The 17,088-nt window shown below is 65.0% G+C and carries 14 protein-coding genes; 3 read left to right on the top strand and 11 right to left on the bottom strand.

Annotation, left to right across the window (positions count from 1 at the left end):
• Positions 1 to 6 precede the first annotated feature (6 nt).
• On the top strand, positions 7 to 264 hold the full coding sequence (locus tag AC25ND_RS03230) for a type B 50S ribosomal protein L31 (protein ID WP_028690102.1): 258 nt from the start codon (positions 7 to 9) through the stop codon (positions 262 to 264).
• Positions 265 to 272: 8 nt separating this feature from the next.
• Here AC25ND_RS03230 and AC25ND_RS03225 read toward each other — a convergent pair whose 3' ends face one another.
• Positions 273 to 4,559, bottom strand: coding sequence for an Lhr family helicase (locus AC25ND_RS03225; RefSeq protein ID WP_486976099.1), 4,287 nt, complete (start codon positions 4,557 to 4,559; stop codon positions 273 to 275).
• A gap of 142 nt (positions 4,560 to 4,701) precedes the next feature.
• Between AC25ND_RS03225 and AC25ND_RS03220 the strand changes: the two genes are divergently transcribed.
• The gene (locus tag AC25ND_RS03220) at positions 4,702 to 5,115 is read left to right on the top strand and encodes an NUDIX hydrolase (protein WP_028690100.1); all 414 of its coding nucleotides are present in this window, start codon (positions 4,702 to 4,704) and stop codon (positions 5,113 to 5,115) included.
• Here AC25ND_RS03220 and metR read toward each other — a convergent pair.
• The gene (gene metR / locus AC25ND_RS03215; RefSeq protein WP_028690099.1) at positions 5,099 to 6,016 is read right to left on the bottom strand and encodes a transcriptional regulator MetR; all 918 of its coding nucleotides are present in this window, start codon (positions 6,014 to 6,016) and stop codon (positions 5,099 to 5,101) included. The two genes, AC25ND_RS03220 and metR, sit on opposite strands and share 17 nt — an antisense overlap.
• Positions 6,017 to 6,213: 197 nt before the next feature.
• Between metR and AC25ND_RS03210 the strand changes: the two genes are divergently transcribed.
• On the top strand, positions 6,214 to 7,209 hold the full coding sequence (locus tag AC25ND_RS03210) for an alpha/beta fold hydrolase (protein ID WP_062363530.1): 996 nt from the start codon (positions 6,214 to 6,216) through the stop codon (positions 7,207 to 7,209).
• Positions 7,210 to 7,254: 45 nt separating this feature from the next.
• Here the strand turns inward: AC25ND_RS03210 and AC25ND_RS03205 are convergent, their stop codons facing one another.
• The 9 genes from AC25ND_RS03205 to glpR all read right to left on the bottom strand — a co-directional run bounded on the left by AC25ND_RS03205 (position 7,255) and on the right by glpR (position 17,016).
• Positions 7,255 to 7,590 carry a GlpM family protein gene (locus tag AC25ND_RS03205; RefSeq protein ID WP_028690097.1) on the bottom strand — a complete coding sequence of 112 codons (336 nt, stop codon included), beginning with the start codon at positions 7,588 to 7,590 and terminating at the stop codon, positions 7,255 to 7,257.
• A 28-nt stretch (positions 7,591 to 7,618) separates the two neighbouring features.
• Entirely contained in the window at positions 7,619 to 8,947 is a 1,329-nt protein-coding gene (gene aauR / locus AC25ND_RS03200; RefSeq protein WP_028690096.1) for a two-component response regulator AauR, read from the bottom strand.
• Positions 8,944 to 10,848, bottom strand: coding sequence for a two-component sensor histidine kinase AauS (aauS, locus tag AC25ND_RS03195; protein ID WP_028690095.1), 1,905 nt, complete (start codon positions 10,846 to 10,848; stop codon positions 8,944 to 8,946). The genes aauR and aauS overlap by 4 nt, the downstream gene beginning before the upstream one ends.
• A 60-nt stretch (positions 10,849 to 10,908) precedes the next feature.
• Positions 10,909 to 11,643 (bottom strand): amino acid ABC transporter ATP-binding protein, encoded by a 735-nt coding sequence (locus AC25ND_RS03190; RefSeq protein ID WP_028690094.1) that lies wholly within the window; start codon positions 11,641 to 11,643, stop codon positions 10,909 to 10,911.
• Positions 11,640 to 12,311 carry an amino acid ABC transporter permease gene (locus AC25ND_RS03185; protein WP_028690093.1) on the bottom strand — a complete coding sequence of 224 codons (672 nt, stop codon included), beginning with the start codon at positions 12,309 to 12,311 and terminating at the stop codon, positions 11,640 to 11,642. Before AC25ND_RS03185 ends, AC25ND_RS03190 begins: the two co-directional genes overlap by 4 nt.
• Complete coding sequence (locus AC25ND_RS03180) at positions 12,312 to 13,058, bottom strand: amino acid ABC transporter permease (protein ID WP_028690092.1); 747 nt, start codon at positions 13,056 to 13,058, stop codon at positions 12,312 to 12,314.
• Between the two features lie 147 nt (positions 13,059 to 13,205).
• Positions 13,206 to 14,123 carry a glutamate/aspartate ABC transporter substrate-binding protein gene (locus AC25ND_RS03175; protein ID WP_028690091.1) on the bottom strand — a complete coding sequence of 306 codons (918 nt, stop codon included), beginning with the start codon at positions 14,121 to 14,123 and terminating at the stop codon, positions 13,206 to 13,208.
• A gap of 336 nt (positions 14,124 to 14,459) precedes the next feature.
• Positions 14,460 to 15,992 carry a glycerol-3-phosphate dehydrogenase gene (gene glpD, locus AC25ND_RS03170; RefSeq protein ID WP_062363533.1) on the bottom strand — a complete coding sequence of 511 codons (1,533 nt, stop codon included), beginning with the start codon at positions 15,990 to 15,992 and terminating at the stop codon, positions 14,460 to 14,462.
• A gap of 268 nt (positions 15,993 to 16,260) precedes the next feature.
• Positions 16,261 to 17,016, bottom strand: coding sequence for a DNA-binding transcriptional repressor GlpR (gene glpR, locus AC25ND_RS03165; RefSeq protein ID WP_062363536.1), 756 nt, complete (start codon positions 17,014 to 17,016; stop codon positions 16,261 to 16,263).
• Between the last annotated feature and the right edge of the window lie 72 nt (positions 17,017 to 17,088).

Here is a 17,088-nt window from a genome sequence, read left to right as displayed (position 1 = left end):
GCCCCCATGAAAGCTGGTATCCACCCTGCCTATCGCCCCGTGCTGTTCCACGACACTGCCGCCGATGTGTTCTTCCTGATCGGCTCGACCGTCGAGACCGACCGCACCCAGGTGCACAGCGATGGGCAGACCTATCCGTACGTGGCGCTGGATGTCTCCAGTGCCTCGCATCCGGTGTACACCGGGCAGCAGCGCAAGACCACGGTCGAAGGGCGGGTGGCCGGGTTCAACAAGCGCTTCGCCGGTTTCCAGGCCAAGCGTTGATCGCGTAGTCAAACAGACGGTGCGTCGCGCAACAGATACTGGCGCCATTGTGCCTGTTCGGTGGCTGGCGCATCGACAAGAAACTGGTACTTGCCCGCCACCCGGGTGGCCGCCGCGACACCCTCCCGGTACAGGACGCGGTTGCCCGCCACCGCCGGTACCTTGGCCCCAGGCAACAAGGTACCCACCAGGTTCAACGGATCGCAGCCGCTGACCACCACCAGCTCGCCTTGCGGTGAGCGCCTGCGTACCTGGCGCAATAGCCCCACCGCTTCGGGCAAGGCGAACTGCTCCCCCGCCAGCCCAGCGATAAAGCGTCCGCCACGGATCTCGCCGCGGGCCTCGAGGCGGTGGTAGCAGCGCAACAGGTCGCGCCACGGCGGCAGCACATCGCTCTCGCGCTCCAGCAGGCGCCAGCAGACGACGCCATAGCGGCGCAGCAGGCTGCGGGCGACATGCTCCAGGCGCTTGCCTGCATCCACCGCAACGCTCGAACGGCGCAGCAGCGCCCAGCGTCCGGCGTGGACCATGCTGCTCGACAGCGCCGGATGGCCGCGGCGGCTGTTACGCGAAGCGCGCTTGGCCGCCGGAGTGATCAGGCTGCGCAGGCCACTGAAAGCATCGGCGCTGGCCAAGCCCGATCCGACCAGCTCCTGCAGGGCCGACTCCAGCTCGCTGGGTAGCAGATGAGCTTCGTGGGCCAGCTCATCGAAGAACAAGGCGCCTTGTTCCTGCAGCGTCTGCAACACCCGCCGTGCGCGTGCACCCAGTTGTTCGAGGTCCGGAGTGGGCGCCAGGCTGCGCCACAGTCCCAGGTGCTCGCGGGGCAGCAGCACCAGCGGCGTGCTGACCAGGGTGCTGGCTGACAGCGTGGACGCCAGCCGGCTCCAGGCCCACTGGCCACTGCGACAGGCGTCGTCCAGCCAGTGCGGGCTGTAGCCCTTGATCCGTGCCGGCAACAGGTCGCTTTCCCAGGCCCCGGCGGCGGCTGGGAAACCTTGCAGTTGGGCGAGCACCTCGCCCAGCGCCTGCGGCCCGCGCAGGCGTGTTTCGTCGCCCAGGTACTGCCAGTCGAACAAAAACCTCATGAAGTCCTGCAGGCTGACCGGCTCGATTTCCTGGCGCAGGCGCTTGACCGTGTAGCGGTGGATGCGTGCCAGTAGATGCCGCTCGCACCACTGCGGGCCGGTCTGGCCTGGGCTGAAGTGGCCACGCATCACATAGCCTTCGCCTTCCAGGCGGGCCAGGGCCTGTTCGGCATTACCCGCTGCCTGTGCAAGCGGATCGATGAGCTCGGGCAAGGTTAGCGGCCCGAAGCCACTGAGTCGGGCGCGCAGCAACTCGACCAGGGCCGTGTCGAGGTCCCATACATCGGCGAAACCCGGCAGCACCGCAACGTCCGGGGCCGGGCGTGCCTCGGGATACAGGATCCGCATCGCTTGCAGGCGCTCGCGGGCGAACCACAGGCGTCGCTCCCCAACATCCAGATGACAGGCACGCCCTGCCTTGGCCAGCTGCAACAGCAGCTGCGACCAACCGTGATTGACCTCGACTTCAGGTTGGGCAATGGCACCCAGGCTCATCAGCGCCTCATGCATTTCGTCAGCGTTGCTCGCCTGTGGCCAGGCCTCGGCCTGTACCGCGGCGATGGCATCGCCGTCCAGCGCACCCAGGTCGTCGGCGCTGTGCACCTCGTTCCAGCGTCGGTTGAGCACGGCCTGGGTACGCCGTTCCTCCAAGGGCGCGTCATCGAGGAAGGTATAGGGCCGAGCGTTGAGGATGGCGGATGCCAGCGGCGACGGGGCCGACAGGTCGCGACTGAGCAGGCGCACCTCGTCGTTTTCCATGCGCCGCAACAACGCCAGCCAGCCCTCGCTGTCCATGGCCTCGTGCAGGCAGTCGTCGAGGGTCTGTTGCACCAGCGGGTGATCGGGGATCTGGCGTTCGCCGACAATGTTCTCCAGGCAGGCGATCTGGTCGGGGAACACTGCGGCAACCAAGTCCTCGCCCTTCATTCGCTGGATCTGCGGCGCCACCTTGCGTCCGCCCACATAGCGCGGCAACGCCAGGGCCACCGCCGCATTCCTGCGCCAGCGCACGCCGAACAGCGGCGCATCGAGCAGGGCCTGGACCAGGATCGACTCCGCGGTGCGGCTGTGCAGGTAGCGCCACACTTCGTCCAGCGCGAAGCTGTGGCTAGTGGACAGCGACAGCACGATGGCGTCCTCGCTGGCCGCCGCCTGCAGCTCGAAATTGAACGTACGGCAGAAGCGCTTGCGCAGGGCCAGGCCCCAGGCCCGGTTGACCCGGCTGCCGAAGGGCGAGTGGATGATCAGCTGGGTACCGCCGGACTCGTCGAAGAAGCGCTCCATGACCAGTGTCTGCTGCGAAGGCAGGGCGCCCAGCACCTGCCAGGTGCGGCCCAGGTAGTCGAGCAGTTGCGCGGCGCAGCTTTCATCCAGGGCATAGGTCGCTTGCAGCCAGGCGCGCATCTGCGGACCATCGCTGGTCTGCAATTGCTGGTCGATCCGCTGCTGCAGGCGGGCCACCGCGGCGGACAGCTCGTCACTGCGCCCCGGCGCCTCCCCCAGCCAGAACGGGATGGTCGGCGGCAGGCCGTGGGCGTCTTCGACCCGCACTCGGCCAGGTTCGACCCGCAGGATGCGATAGGAGGCGTTGCCCAGCTGGAAGATATCGCCGGCGATGCTCTCCACCGCGAAGTCTTCGTTGACGCTGCCGATGTTCAGCGCCTGGGGTTCGAGCAGCACGGCATAGTCGGCGGTTTCGGGGATGGTGCCGCCGCTGGTCAGGGCGGTCAGCTGGCTGCCGCGGCGCCCACGCAGGGTGTGGTTCAGCGCATCACGGTGCAGGTAGGCGCTGCGGATGCCCTGGCGACCGTTGAAGCCCTCGGCAAGCATGCGCAGCAGGGCCTGGTAGTGGCCTTCGTCGAGCAGGGCGTAGGGACTGGCTCGGCGCAGCAGGTCGAACAGCGCCCGTTCTTCCCACGGTTGGTTGCCGACCTCGGCGATGATCTGCTGGGCCAGTACATCCAGTGGCGCCGCCGGGATGTGCAGTTCGTCCAGCTCGCCCTGGCGCACGCAGTCGAGCAGGGCGACACACTCGATCAAATCGTCCCGTGAGGTGGGAAACAGGCGCCCCTTGGGCACGCCGTCGACCTGGTGGCCGGAACGTCCGACTCGCTGCAGGAAGGCGGCGATCGAACCCGGCGAGGCAATCTGGCAGACCAGGTCGACCTCACCGATATCGATTCCCAGCTCCAGCGAGGCGGTGGCCACCAGCACCTGCAGTTCGCCGCCCTTGAGGCGCTGCTCGGCGGCCAGGCGATGCTCCTTGGCCAGGCTGCCGTGGTGCGCTGCCACCGCGTGGTTGCCCAGGCGCTCGCCAAGGTGCCGGGTCAGGCGCTCGGCCAGGCGCCGGGTGTTGACGAACACCAGGGTGGTGCGGTGCTCGCGGGCGAGGGTGGCGAGGCGGTCGTAGACCAGGTCCCAGACATCCGTGGCCATCACCGCGCCCAGCGGCACGGGTGGCACTTCCAGGGCCAGGTCACGATGGCGGGCATGGCCGATATCGACGATGGCGCAGGGACGTTCCTGCCCGACCAGGAAACGCGCCACGCGCTCCACTGGGCGCTGCGTGGCGGACAGGCCGATGCGCCGCAGCGGCCGGCCAGTCAGGGCCTGCAGACGCTCAAGGGTCAGCGCCAGGTGGCAACCGCGCTTGTTGCCGGCCAGCGCGTGGATCTCGTCGACGATCACCGTGTGCACGTTGGCCAGCCCCTCGCGGCCCGAGGCCGAGCCCATCAGCACATAGAGTGATTCCGGCGTGGTCACCAGGATATGCGGCGCCAGCTTGCGCATGGCCGCGCGCTCCTTCTGCGGGGTATCGCCGGTGCGTACGGCGGTGGTGATGCGCGGGGCTTTGAGACCAGACTGTTCGAGTTGCCCGCCGATGCCTGCGAGCGGCGCGTCGAGGTTCAAGCGGATGTCATTGGACAGCGCCTTGAGCGGTGAGACGTAGACGACCAGGGTCTGCGCCGGCAGTTCGCCGCCTTGCGCCAGGCCCTGGCGAAACAGCTCGTCGAGCACGGCGAGGAAGGCGCTGAGGGTCTTGCCCGAGCCGGTCGGGGCGGCCAGCAGCATCGACTGACCACCGTGGATCAACGGCCAGGCGCCGGCCTGGGCCTCGGTGACCGTGGCGAATCGCTGGTGGAACCAGGTGGCGACGGCGGGGTGGAACAGGCCGAGCACCGGGTGTTGCGGGGCAGGGAGGTTCATGGGTTGGTTATGGCGGGTTGCCGGCGACTTGGCAAGGGGCCGTTCGTCCGCCTGTTCCGGAGTTGCCGATTACGCGTGGGCTTGCCCCGCGATAGGGCCTGGTCAGGTATTCTGCGGCCCTTCATCTGCTCGTGAGTCCAGTATGTCCAACACCATCCGTATCGCCGCCGCTCTGCTCATCGACCTGCAAGGCCGCACCCTGCTGGTCCGCAAACGCGGCACCCAGGCGTTCATGCAGCCCGGCGGCAAGATCGATGCGGGCGAGTCGCCGGCCCAGGCGCTGGTGCGCGAGCTGCACGAGGAGCTGGGCTTGTGCGTCGATCCGGCCCAGGCCGTTCACCTGGGCCGTTTCAGTGCCCCGGCCGCCAACGAACCGGGCTTCGAAGTGCAAGCCGAGTTGTTTCGCGTCCAATGCGTCGAGACGGTAAGCCCGGCGGCGGAAATCGAAGAGGTGACCTGGCTGTCCGCCGACCAGGCCACGGACCTGGATCTGGCCCCTCTGACTCGCGACCTGATCCTGCCGCTGTGGCGTGAAGGCCTCAACGTACCGCGCTGACCCCGTCCAGGGTGGCGAACGAGGTGTCCTTGGCGGTCAGCAGGAAGTCGCGCATGTATGGCGCATCGAGCATGTCGGTGCGCACTGCGGCGTAGAGCGTGGCGAACAACCCTTTCTCGCCCAGGCGCTTGCCCTTCACGTAGCCCCGCGAGCTGTACTCGTGCAGCGCCCAGTGCGGCATGCCGCACACGCCGCGGCCGCTGGCCACCAGTTGCATCATCATCACCGTCAGCTCCGAGGTGCGCACCGCCGCCGGCTCGATGTCGGCCGGCTCCAGGAAACGGGTGAAGATGTCCAGGCGGTCGCGCTCCACTGGGTAGGTGATCAGGGTCTGATCGAGCAGGTCCTGGGGCACGATGAACGGCTTGCTGGCCAGCGCATGCTGGTTGGCCACGGCGAGCATGGCCTCATAGGTGAATAGCGGCACGTAGGTGATGCCGGCCAGGTCCACGGGGTCGGAGGTCACCACCAGGTCCAGGTCGCCACGGGCCAGGGCCGGCAGCGGGGCGAAGGCGAAGCCCGAGGCCAGGTCCAGTTCCACCTCCGGCCAGGCGTCGCGGAACTGGTCGATGGTCGGCATCAGCCATTGGAAGCAGCTGTGGCACTCGATGGCCATGTGCAGGCGTCCGGCGGTGCCGCCGGCCAGGCGGGCGATATCGCGTTCGGCGCCGCGCAGCAGCGGCAGGGTGGCGTCGGCCAGTTGCAGCAGGCGCAGGCCGGCGCTGGTGAAGCGGATGGGCTTGGTCTTGCGCACGAACAGCGGCAGGCCCAGGCGCTCTTCCAACTCCTTGAACTGGTGTGACAGCGCTGACTGGGTCAGGTGCAGGCGCTCGGCGGCCTCCACAAGGCTGTCGGCTTCGCGTAGGGCATGAAGGGTTTTCAGGTGGCGGATTTCCAGCACGACGGCTCCGTGAGCATTCTTTGAACTAAAACGAGTTGGCGTTGAGTTTCCCTCATGTTGCACTGGGCTGTCGACAACCGGATATACACGACCGCTCGGCCGGGTTCACGAAACTGTCACGGTTTTGTGGCAGCGCGCCCGAACGGATTTCATCAGACTCGCGCTCTACTGGGGATCTGCATTCTGGTGTTTCTTTCATGCGGGCTTTACTGCTTTTCTTCTTGCTGCTGGTCAGCGTGCCGGCGAGTTTCGCCGAGGGTCGCTGCGACGTCCATGTGCCGGTGCAACGGGCCGAACTGGGTGAACTGAGCCTGGTCTACCAGAGCGTCGGCGCGCCCCGTGACCCGGCGCTGTTGCTGGTCATGGGCCTGGGCGGGCAGTTGATCCACTGGCCGGACGATGTGGTCGAGGCCTTGTGTCGCCAGGGTTTCAGGGTGATCCGCTACGACAACCGCGATGTCGGCCTGTCGCGCTGGAACCAACTGCCTGCCTCGGCCAACCTGACCGTCGAACTGCTGCGCTACAAGCTGGGGCTGCCGGTGTCGGCGCCTTATACCCTCACCGACATGGCCGGTGACGGTTTGCGCCTGATGGATGCCCTGGGGATCCGTCAGTTTCATGTGCTGGGGGTGAGCATGGGCGGCATGATCGCGCAGCACCTGGCGGCGATGGCCCCGGAGCGGGTGAGCAGCCTGACCCTGGTGATGTCCAGTTCGGGCGCTGCCGGCCTGCCGGCGCCGGATCCGGCTTTGGTGCAGTTGCTGGCGCGGCGCAGTGCGCCGAGCCGCGAGGTGGCCATCGAGCAGCAGGCCGATCTGCTGGCGGCACTGGGCAGCCCCGAGGTGCGGGATGACCGTGCCGCGCTGCTGGAACAAGCTGCCGTGGCCTATGACCGGGCGTTCAATCCGGAAGGGGCCAAACGCCAGATCATGGCGATCCTTGCCGAACCCAGCCGGGTCGAACTGCTCAATCAATTGCGGGTGCCGACGCTGGTGGTGCACGGCACCGCCGATCCCTTGTTGCCAGTGATGCACGGGGTGCATCTGGCGGCGCATATCCAGGGTAGCCAGTTGCGGCTGATTCCTGGGCTGGCGCATCGCTTTCAGGAGCCGTTCAAGGCGCCGTTGTTGGGGGCGGTTCTACCCTACCTGCAGGCGCATCGACAGGATGTCACGCATATTGCCCGGCTTTAAAGGCTCTCGCGGCAGGCCCGCTTCCAGCATCGTTTCGCGATAGGTTCAATGCATCCTTACCCAAACGCTCACCAGCACCGTCGCCGCCATCAGCCAGGCCACAGTGGCCAGCACCAGCGAAGCTTCCAGGCGCAGGCGATCGACCAGCACGTAGAGCGTCGCCAGATAGACGAAGTAGGGAATGATCGACCACATGCCGAACAGGATGGTGGCCTTCAGGTCTTCCAGCGACCGCCCCTTGCCGACGATATAGTGGGCGATCAGGGCAAAGGTGGGAAACAGCGGCACCAAGCCGGCAATGTAATAGTTGCGGGTCTTCGACAGGATTGCCAGGAGCACCACCACCCCGGCGCCCAGGGCCGCTTTGAATACCAGGTCCACGTTTTCATTCCAGGATTGGGGTTGCCGATCAGCCGAGGCCGTACTTCTTCACTTTGTCGAACAGCGTGGTCTTGGCCATGCCCAGCTCCAAGCTGGCCTGGCTGAGGTTGCCGCCGGTGCGCTGCAGGGCGTCGCTGAGCAGGTTGCGTTCGAACGCTTCCACCGCCTCGGCAAAACCCAGGCCCTGGCTGGCGCCGCCGCTTGGGCCCTTCTTGAATGCGGGCAGCCCCAGGGCATGGCGCTCGGCGACGTTGCGCAGCTCGCGCACGTTGCCCGGCCAGTCGTGAGCCATCAGCCGCGACAGGGTCTGGCTGTCTAGCGCTGGCGCTTCGCGGTCGAAGCGCAGGGCAGATTGCTGCAGGAAGTGCTCGAACAGTTGCAGGATGTCTTCGCGACGCTCACGCAGTGGTGGCAGCTCCAGGGTAACGACGTTGAGCCGGTAGTACAGGTCGCTGCGGAACTGGCCGCTCTGGCCCAGGGTGGCGAGGTCGGACTTGGTAGCGGCGATCACCCGGCAGTCCACCGGGATGCTCTGGTTCGAGCCCAGGCGCTCCAGGGTGCGCTCCTGCAGCACGCGCAGCAGCTTGATCTGCAGGTTGATCGGCATGCTCTCCACCTCGTCGAGGAAAAGCGTGCCGCCATTGGCGTGCTCGATCTTGCCGATGCGACGCTTGCCGGCACCGGTGAAGGCGTTGGCCTCGTGGCCGAAGATCTCGCTTTCGAACAGGTTCTCCGGCAGGCCGCCGCAGTTCAGCGCCACGAACGGCTGGCCCTGGCGCCGGCTGAAGTCGTGCAGGCAGCGGGCGACCAGCTCCTTGCCGGTGCCGGTCTCGCCTTCGATCAGCACGTTGGCCGAGGTGTCGGCGACGTTGGCGATCAGTTCGCGCAGTTGCTCCATGGCCGGCGAGCGGCCGATGATACGCCCTTCCAGGCTGCTCTGTTCGGCCAGTTGGCGGCGCAGGGCGAATACCTCGCGAGACAGGCCGCGCTGTTCCAGTGCCCGGCGCACCACCTCGACCAGACGCTCCGGCGAGAAGGGTTTCTCCATGAAGTCGTAGGCGCCGTTGCGCATGGCGCCGACCGCCATGTCGATGTCGCCGTGGCCGGTGATCAGCACCACCGGCAGGCTGCGGTCGCGGGCCTTGAGGCGGTTGAGTAGCTCCAGGCCATCGATGCCCGGCAGGCGGATATCGCTGACGACGATGCCGGCAAAGTCGTCGCCGATGCGCTCCAGGGCCTGCTCGGCGCTGCCGACGCCTTCGCAGGCGATGTCTTCCAGGGCCAGCGCCTGCTGGCAGCCGAGCAGCACGTGCGGGTCGTCTTCGACGATCAGGACGGTGAGAGGTGCTTGTTTCATAGAGGCTCAGCCAATTCGCTAGGGGGCGTGACCAGGGGCAGGGCAAGCACGAACGCGGTGCCGCCACCGGCGGGATGTTCGACGCTCAGTGTACCCTTGGCGGCGGTGGCCAGGCTCGCCGACAGGGTCAGGCCCAGGCCCAGGCCATGCTCGCCCGGTTTGGTGGTGAAGAAAGGTTCGAACAGGTGCTTGCGCGCCTCGGCATCGATGCCGTGGCCGTTGTCGAGCACCCGCAGGCGATACTTGTCGCCCTGCGTCTCGCCTTCGAGCCACAGTTGCGGCAGGGGTTGGGTGGCCATGGCGTCGAGGGCGTTGCCGATCAGGTTGACCAGGATCTGTTCCAGCCGGGTCTGGTCGATGGCCAGCAGTTGATCGTCGAACTGTCGGTGCAGTTGCAGGTGGCAGGCGCTGATGCGGTTGGCCAGCACCTGCAAGGTAGCCTCCACCGCCTTTTCTAGCGAGGCCTGGCCGCTGTCGTCGCCACGTCGGGCGAACGAGCGCAGGCTGGCGGTGATGCGGCCCATGCGGTCGATAAGGTCGTTCATGGTGCGCAGGTTGGCGCTGGCGGTTTCCAGCGCGCCGCGTTCGAGGAAGCGCACGGTGTTGCCGGACAGGGTGCGCAAGGCCGCTAGCGGCTGATTCAACTCATGGGCAATGCTGGTGGACATCTGCCCGATGGCCGCCAGCTTGCCGGCCTGAACCAGTTCGTCCTGGGCGTGGCGCAGGGTCTGCTCGGCGTGGCGGCGCTCGCGGATCTGGCCCTTGAGCCGTTCGTTGCTGGCGCGCAGGTCGGCGGTGCGCTCGGTGATCTTGCGTTCCAGCTGGCTGTTGGCCTCTTCCAGGGCCTCGCGGGCGGCCAGGCGGGTGGCGATCACCTTGCGCCGCTCGTTCCAGGCGATGGCCAGGATCGCCAGCAGGGCGAAGGCCACGCCCACCAGGATGCCCTGCATCATCGATTCGCGGCGCAGGTCCTGCAGCGGGGTGAGCAGGGTGAAATGCCAGGGGGTGTCGACCAGGCGGCGGGTCTGGGCCAGGTAGGAGACTTCACGTTGCTTGCCCTGGTCGGTCTCGCTGTTGGCCGGGAAGGTGAGCTTTTCCACGCCGTCGGCCAGGGTTTCGCGGGCCAGCGGTTGCAGTTCGTTGAGCGGCCACCAGTAGTATTGCAGGCTGCGCGCGAGGCGCTCCTTGATCTGCGGGGTGAGCGGGCGTACTGATTTCAGGCGCCGGGCCGGGTCGCTGGAGAGAATGATAATGCCGTTCTCGTCGCTGACAAAGGCCTCCAGACGGGCACGCTGCCAGCGCTCCTCAAGGGTGTCCAGGCGAACTTTGATCACCGCCACGCCGATGATCTTGCCGTGTTCCTCCAACCCGTGTGCCAGGTAGTAGCCGGCCTCGCCGGTGGTGCTGCCGATGCCGTAGAAGCGCCCCGGCTCGCCGCGCACGGCGACTTGGAAGTAGGCGCGAAACGCCAGGTCCTCGCCGAGGAAGGAGTCGGCGTCGCGCCAGTTGCTGGTGGCCTGGACCCTGCCGTTGGTGTCGAGGACGAAGATCGCCCGGCTGCGGCTGCGCCGGTTCAGGCCCTCGAGGTATTCGTTGACGGCCTGACGGTCACCGGCCTCGGGGTCGGTGAGCAGGCGCGAGACGCTGTCTTCCAACTCCAGCAGGCTGGGCAGGTAGGTGTACTTGCTGATTTCGCTTTCGACGGTACGGGCGTGCAGCTCCAGCTGGCGCTCGCCGTTCTCGCTGAGGGTGCGGATGCCGTTGCTCTCGCTGATCAAGAAGCCAACGAAGCCCAGCCCAACCATCAGTAGAATGACCAGGGGCGGGAGGAGCAGTTGGCGGATCAGACGGGATTTCACGGCAGGCTGGGCAGGGCGAAGGAGCGAGGGGTCGCATTTCATCACAGTGGCCTTGTCACCACCAGCATCCGCTGCCCGGCAGCGCCGGGCAGCAGTGCCTGCTTAGTGTTGCAGGATCTTGCTGAGGAAGTGTTGAGTGCGTTCGTGGCGGCCTTCGGGGTTGCCGAAGAAGTCTTCCTTCTGGCAATCCTCGATGATGTGGCCCTTGTCCATGAAGATCACCCGGTTGGCGACCTTGCGCGCAAAGCCCATCTCATGGGTCACGCACATCATGGTCATGCCTTCGTGGGCCAGCTCGACCATCACGTCGAGCACTTCGTTGACCATCTCCGGGTCCAGCGCCGAGGTCGGTTCGTCGAACAGCATGACGATCGGGTCCATCGACAGGGCGCGAGCGATCGCCACGCGCTGCTGCTGGCCACCGGACAGCTGGCCGGGATGCTTCTTGGCGTGGGCGCCGAGGCCTACGCGGTCGAGCAGGGCCAGGCCTTTCTTGGTGGCTTCCGCCTCGCTGCGGCCGAGCACCTTGCGCTGGGCGATGGTCAGGTTCTCGGTGATCGACAGGTGAGGGAACAGCTCGAAGTGCTGGAACACCATGCCCACCCGCGAACGCAGCTTGGGCAGGTTGGTCTTCGGGTCGGCGATGGAGGTCCCGTCGACCACGATGTCGCCCTTCTGGAAGGGTTCCAGTGCGTTGACGCACTTGATCAGGGTCGACTTGCCCGAGCCGGACGGGCCGCACACGACCACCACTTCCCCCTTCTTGACCTCGGTGCTGCAGTCGGTCAGCACCTGGAAGTCCCCGTACCACTTGTTGACGTTCTTGATGGAAATCATACGGCGATCCTTTTTTGCAGGCGCTTGACCAACCAGGAAGCGGAGAAGCTGATGAGAAAGTAGACGACACCGGCGAAGATCAGGAACTCATGGGAGCGCCCGATGATGTCGCCGTTGGAGCGGGCCGAGTTGAGGAAATCGATCAGGCCGACGGTGTAGACCAGCGAGGTGTCCTGGAACAGGATGATGCTCTGTTGCAAAAGCAGCGGGGTCATCTTGCGAAACGCCTGGGGCAGGATGATCAGGCGCATGCACTGGCCGTAGCTCATGCCCAGCGCCTGCGCGGCGCCCATCTGGCCCTTGGAGATCGACTGCACGCCGGCGCGGACGATTTCGCAGAAGTAGGCCGCCTCGAACATCATGAAGGCCACGACGCAGGAGGTGAAGGCGCCCACCGGGGTGTCTTCGCCGGTGATCCAGCGCAGCACGAACGGCACCGCCAGGTAGAACCAGGTGATCACCAGCAGCAGCGGGATGGAGCGGAAGTAGTTGACGTAGGCGCCAGCGATATTAGCTAGCAGCTTGTTCGACGACAGGCGCATCAGGGCAAGGATGGTACCCAGGGCAATACCGCCGACCACGCCCATGACCATCAGTTGCAGGGTCAGGACCATGCCGTCCCAGAGGGCGGGCAGGGCCGGGATGATTTCACTGAAATCCATGTCCATTTACTTGCCTCCCACGGAAATCAGGCCCGGTACCGCGACTTTCTTCTCGACCATGCGCATGAGCAGCATCAGGCCCATGTTCAGGGTGAAGTAGATCAGGGTGGCCAGGGTGAATGCTTCGAACAGGTTCGCGGAGAACTCGGCAGTCTGCTTGGTCTGCGCCAGCAGTTCCATCAGGCCGATCAGCGAGGCCACCGAGGAGTTCTTGAACACGTTCAAAAATTCCGAGGTGAGCGGCGGAATAATGATCCGGTAGGCCTGGGGCAGCAGCACGTTCATGTAGATCTGCGGGAGGCTGAAGCCCATCGCGCGCCCGGCCGACTCCTGGCCGCGGGGCAGCGCCTGGATGCCGGTGCGCACCTGCTCGCAGACACGGGCGGCGGTGAACAGGCCGAGGCAGATGACCACGCTGATCAGTGCCGAGGTGGTCGGGTTGAGGTCCTGCTTGAACCATTCCTGCAGGCCTTCTGGCAGCAAGTCCGGCACCAGGAAGTACCAGATGAACAGTTGCACCAGCAGCGGCACGTTGCGGAACAGTTCGACGTAGGCGGTGGCGATCCCTGACACCAGACGGTTGGGTACGGTACGCATCACGCCGAGCAGCGAGCCCAGCAGCAAGGCGATGATCCAGGCGGAGATGGCGATGGCGATGGTCCAGCCCAGACCGCTGATGTACCAGTCCAGATAGGTTTCGCTGCCCACGCCAGTGGACTTGAAGAACACGCCCCAGTCCCAGTTGTAATTCATCGGGATTTCCCCTCAGACGGTTGTTTCACGGGCACCTCGATACATCCGGGGGCGTTCGACGCCCTCGGATGTAAAGGTTAGACACTAACTAAGTGGCCTGTTGGATGGATTCGCGCGGAGGCGCTTCAGGCCACTATTTGCCGGAGGTCAGGACTTCTTCTCGTCCGCCGCCTTGTCGGTCGGCTCGGCGATCAGCTTCTTCAGCTCGTCGCTCATCGGGAACTGCAGGTTCAGGCCCTTTGGCGGGATCGGCTGCTGGAACCACTTGTCGTAGCTCTTGTTGACTTCACCCGACTTGAAGTAGGCGACGATGGCCTCGTCGACCGCTTTCTTGAAGGCCGGGTCGTCCTTGCGCACCATGCAGCCGTAGATTTCGTACGACTGTGGCGTGCCGGTGATGACCCAGTCGGCAGGCTTCTTGGCCTTGGCCATTTCACCGGCCAGCAGGGCGTCGTCCATCATGAAGGCCACGGCGCGGCCGCTTTCGAGCATGTTGAAGGCTTCACCGTGGTCCTTGGCGGAGATCACGTTCATCTTCATCTGCTTGTCGGCGTTCATCGCCTTGAGGATGCGCTCGGAGGTGGTGCCGGCGGTGGTCACCACGTTCTTGCCGGCCAGGTCGGCAAAGTCTTTATAGGATGGCTGGCCATCCTTGACCTTGGTCAGCAGGCGGGTGCCGACTTCGAAGATGCCCACCGAGAAGCCGACCTGCTGCTGGCGCTCGACGTTGTTGGTGGTGGAACCGCACTCAAGGTCCACGGTGCCGTTCTGCACCAGCGGGATGCGGGTCTGCGAGGTGACCAGGTTGTACTTGATCTTGATGTCGGTGCCCAGTTGCTTCTTCAGGGCGTCGACGACGGCCAGCTGGATGTCGTGGGAGTAGCCTACCGGTGCGGTGCTGCCGGCCAGGTAGGAGAACGGGATGGAGGAGTCGCGATGGCCCAGGGTGATGGTGCCGGAGTCCTTGATCTTCTTCAGGGTGCCGGTCAGTTCTTCGGCCATGACCGGCGACGAAATGACTGCTGCCGCGATGGCGGCGCCCAGCAATTGACGAACGATGCGCATCAAATTTTCCTCGACGTGTTTGTTTTTTTTATGGAGCCGTTGGCGGACTCTTTCGTTCAACGAATACAGCATGAAGCGTGGTGCATTCGGCTTCCAAGTGTAGAGCATGAGTCGTGCCAAGCTCTGATGTCGATCATAACGCCGCGAAAATGCTGGGGATTAATGTTTTTTGATGCCTTTACGACAGTATGTGTCGTACGGATTTCCGAAAGGATGGGGTGTGGCGCATTCGGAAATCCGAACGAATGGCTGCGCGCAGATGCATCAGTCAGATGCATTGGGGCCGCAAAGCGGCCCCATGGATGATGATCGAACCCAAGCTTTAGCAGTTTGGCGTCAGGCAGCCTGCACGCGGTTGCCCTGGGTCTGCTGCAAGTAGTCAGCCAGTGCCTGTTGCTCGATCGCACTGGTGAACAGGCCCAGCTTGGTGCGGCGCCAGAGGATGTCGTCGGCGCTGCTGGCCCATTCTTCGGTGCACAGGTAGTCGACCTCGCGGGTGAACAGGCCACCGCCCATCGACTGGCCGAGGTCTTCGGGGCCGTTGACACCGTCGAGCAGACGCCACACACGGCTGCCATAGGTCGTGGCCCAACGCTTGGCAATATCCAGTGGCAGCCAGGCATGACGTGCCACCAGCGCATCGACCAGGGCTGGTGCGGTGGTCATGCTTTCACCGCCGGGGAGTGGTGCGCCTGCGGTCCAACTGCCGCGCATCTGGGTGAAGAATGGCTGCAGCTCGGCCATGGCTGATTCGGCCAGCTTGCGGTATGTGGTCAGCTTGCCGCCAAACACAGACAGCAACGGCGCCTCGCCCTGGGCGGCAGACAGCGCCAGGGTGTAGTCGCGGGTCACGGCCGAAGGGTTGTCCGATTCGTCGTTGCACAGCGGGCGCACGCCGGAATAGGTGTGCAGGATATCGGCGCGGCTGAGCTGGTGGTTGAAGTGCTCGTTGACCACCTTGAGCAGATAGTCGGTTTCCTGTTCGGTGATCGCCACCTTGGCCGGGTCACCGCTGTATTCGCGGTCGGTGGTGCCGATCAGGGTGAAGCGATCCAGGTAAGGAATGCAGAAGACGATGCGCTGGTCTTCGTTCTGCAGGATGTAGGCGTGTTCGCCCTCGTACAGGCGCGGCACGATCAGGTGGCTGCCTTGTATCAGGCGAATGCCGTACGGCGCATCGAGCTTGAGGTCGTCCTTGATGAAGCTGGCGACCCAAGGGCCGGCAGCGTTCACCAGTGCCCGGGCGCGGATGCTCTGCAGGCTGCCATCGGCATGCTGCAGTTCCACCTGCCACAGGCCGTCGACGCGTTCGGCGCGCAGGCAACGGGTGCGGGTATGGATGTGCGCGCCCTTCTCCCGGGCGGCCATGGCATTGAGCACCACCAGGCGAGCATCGTCCACCGCGCAGTCGGCGTATTCGAAGCCGCGGGTGATGACTGGCTTGAGCGGGTAGCCTGGGCCGAATCGCAGGCCGCGCGAGGCGCCCAGACGCTTGCGCTTGCCCAGGTGGTCATAGAGGAACAGGCCGGCACGGATCATCCAGGCCGGGCGCAGGTGCGGGCGATGGGGCAGCACGAAGCGCATGGGCTTGACGATGTGTGGCGCCTTGGCCAGCAGCACTTCGCGTTCGGCCAGTGCTTCGCGCACCAGGCGGAATTCGTAGTGCTCCAGGTAGCGCAGGCCGCCGTGGATCAGCTTGCTGCTGGCCGAGGAGGTGTGCTGTGCCAGGTCATCCTTTTCGCAAAGGAACACCTTCAGACCGCGCCCGGCGGCATCGGCAGCGATACCGACGCCATTGATGCCACCGCCGATCACGGCGAGGTCGTAGCAGTCCTGGAGTGGTGGCTGGGACGAAACGGGCTGGGACACGGGCAAGGCCTCCTGGGGCTGTTCACATCGAATATGAACATTAATGTTCGTTTTCGAAAATACTAGCGCAATGAACAGGCGGCTGCCAGTCAGTCTTTATAGAAAAAACTGATCGGATGACAGGGAAATGAACATTTGTGAAAAAGGTGGGGTGAACGGTTGAAGATTTTCAGGGGCATTGAGATCGAGCGCCGCCCGCGCGGCGCTTGATCTCACAGGCGATACAAGGGCTGAGGCCTGCGCCCTTCGCCCTCCCACGGCCTCTGCTTCAAACCACCTCGAGACGAATCTTGTACTGATTGAGCAACTGCGTCAGGGCAGAAGAAGGGGCCTGGTCGGTCACCAGGCAGTCGATCAGGCTGATCGAACCGAGGCGAACCATGGCATTGCGGCCGAACTTGCTCGAGTCCGCCGCCAGTAGCACCTGGCGGGCGTTGCTGATGATCGCCTGGGATACACGTACTTCCTGGTAGTCGAAGTCCAGCAGGCTGCCGTCTTCGTCGATACCGCTGATGCCGACCACGGCGAAATCGACCTTGAATTGGCTGATGAAGTCGACGCTTGCCTGGCCGACCACGCCGCCGTCGCGACGGACCGTGCCGCCGGCCACCAGTACCTCGAAGTCGTCCTTGGCCGCCAGGATCGCCGCTACGTGCAGGTTGTTGGTGATGACCTTCAGGTGGTTGTGGTTGAGCAGGGCGCGGGCGATGGATTCGGTGGTGGTGCCGATGTTGATGAACAGTGAGGCATGGTCGGGAATCTGCCGTGCCACGGCTTCGGCGATGCGTTGCTTCTCGTCGCGCATCTGGTCGGCGCGCATGGCGTAGGCGGTGTTCTCAATGCTCGAGTCGTAGGCCGCGCCACCGTGATAACGGCGCAGCAGGTTGCCCTCGGCAAGCTGGTTGATATCGCGGCGGATGGTCTGCGGGGTGACGACGAACAGCTGCGCCATCTCTTCGATGCTGACATAGCCGCGTTCGCGGACGAGCTCGAGGATTTGTTGTTGGCGTGGGGGCAGATTCATGGGCGGTCCTTTGGGGCTGCCGGACAAATTCTGCAATGATGCCGTAGGACGGAGATGACGACCAGTAGGCCG

The sequence above is a fragment of the Pseudomonas sp. P110(2024) genome, from assembly GCF_057480795.1.
Note: the sequence above shows the minus strand (reverse complement) of the source record. Positions and strands in the feature narration are given on the sequence as shown.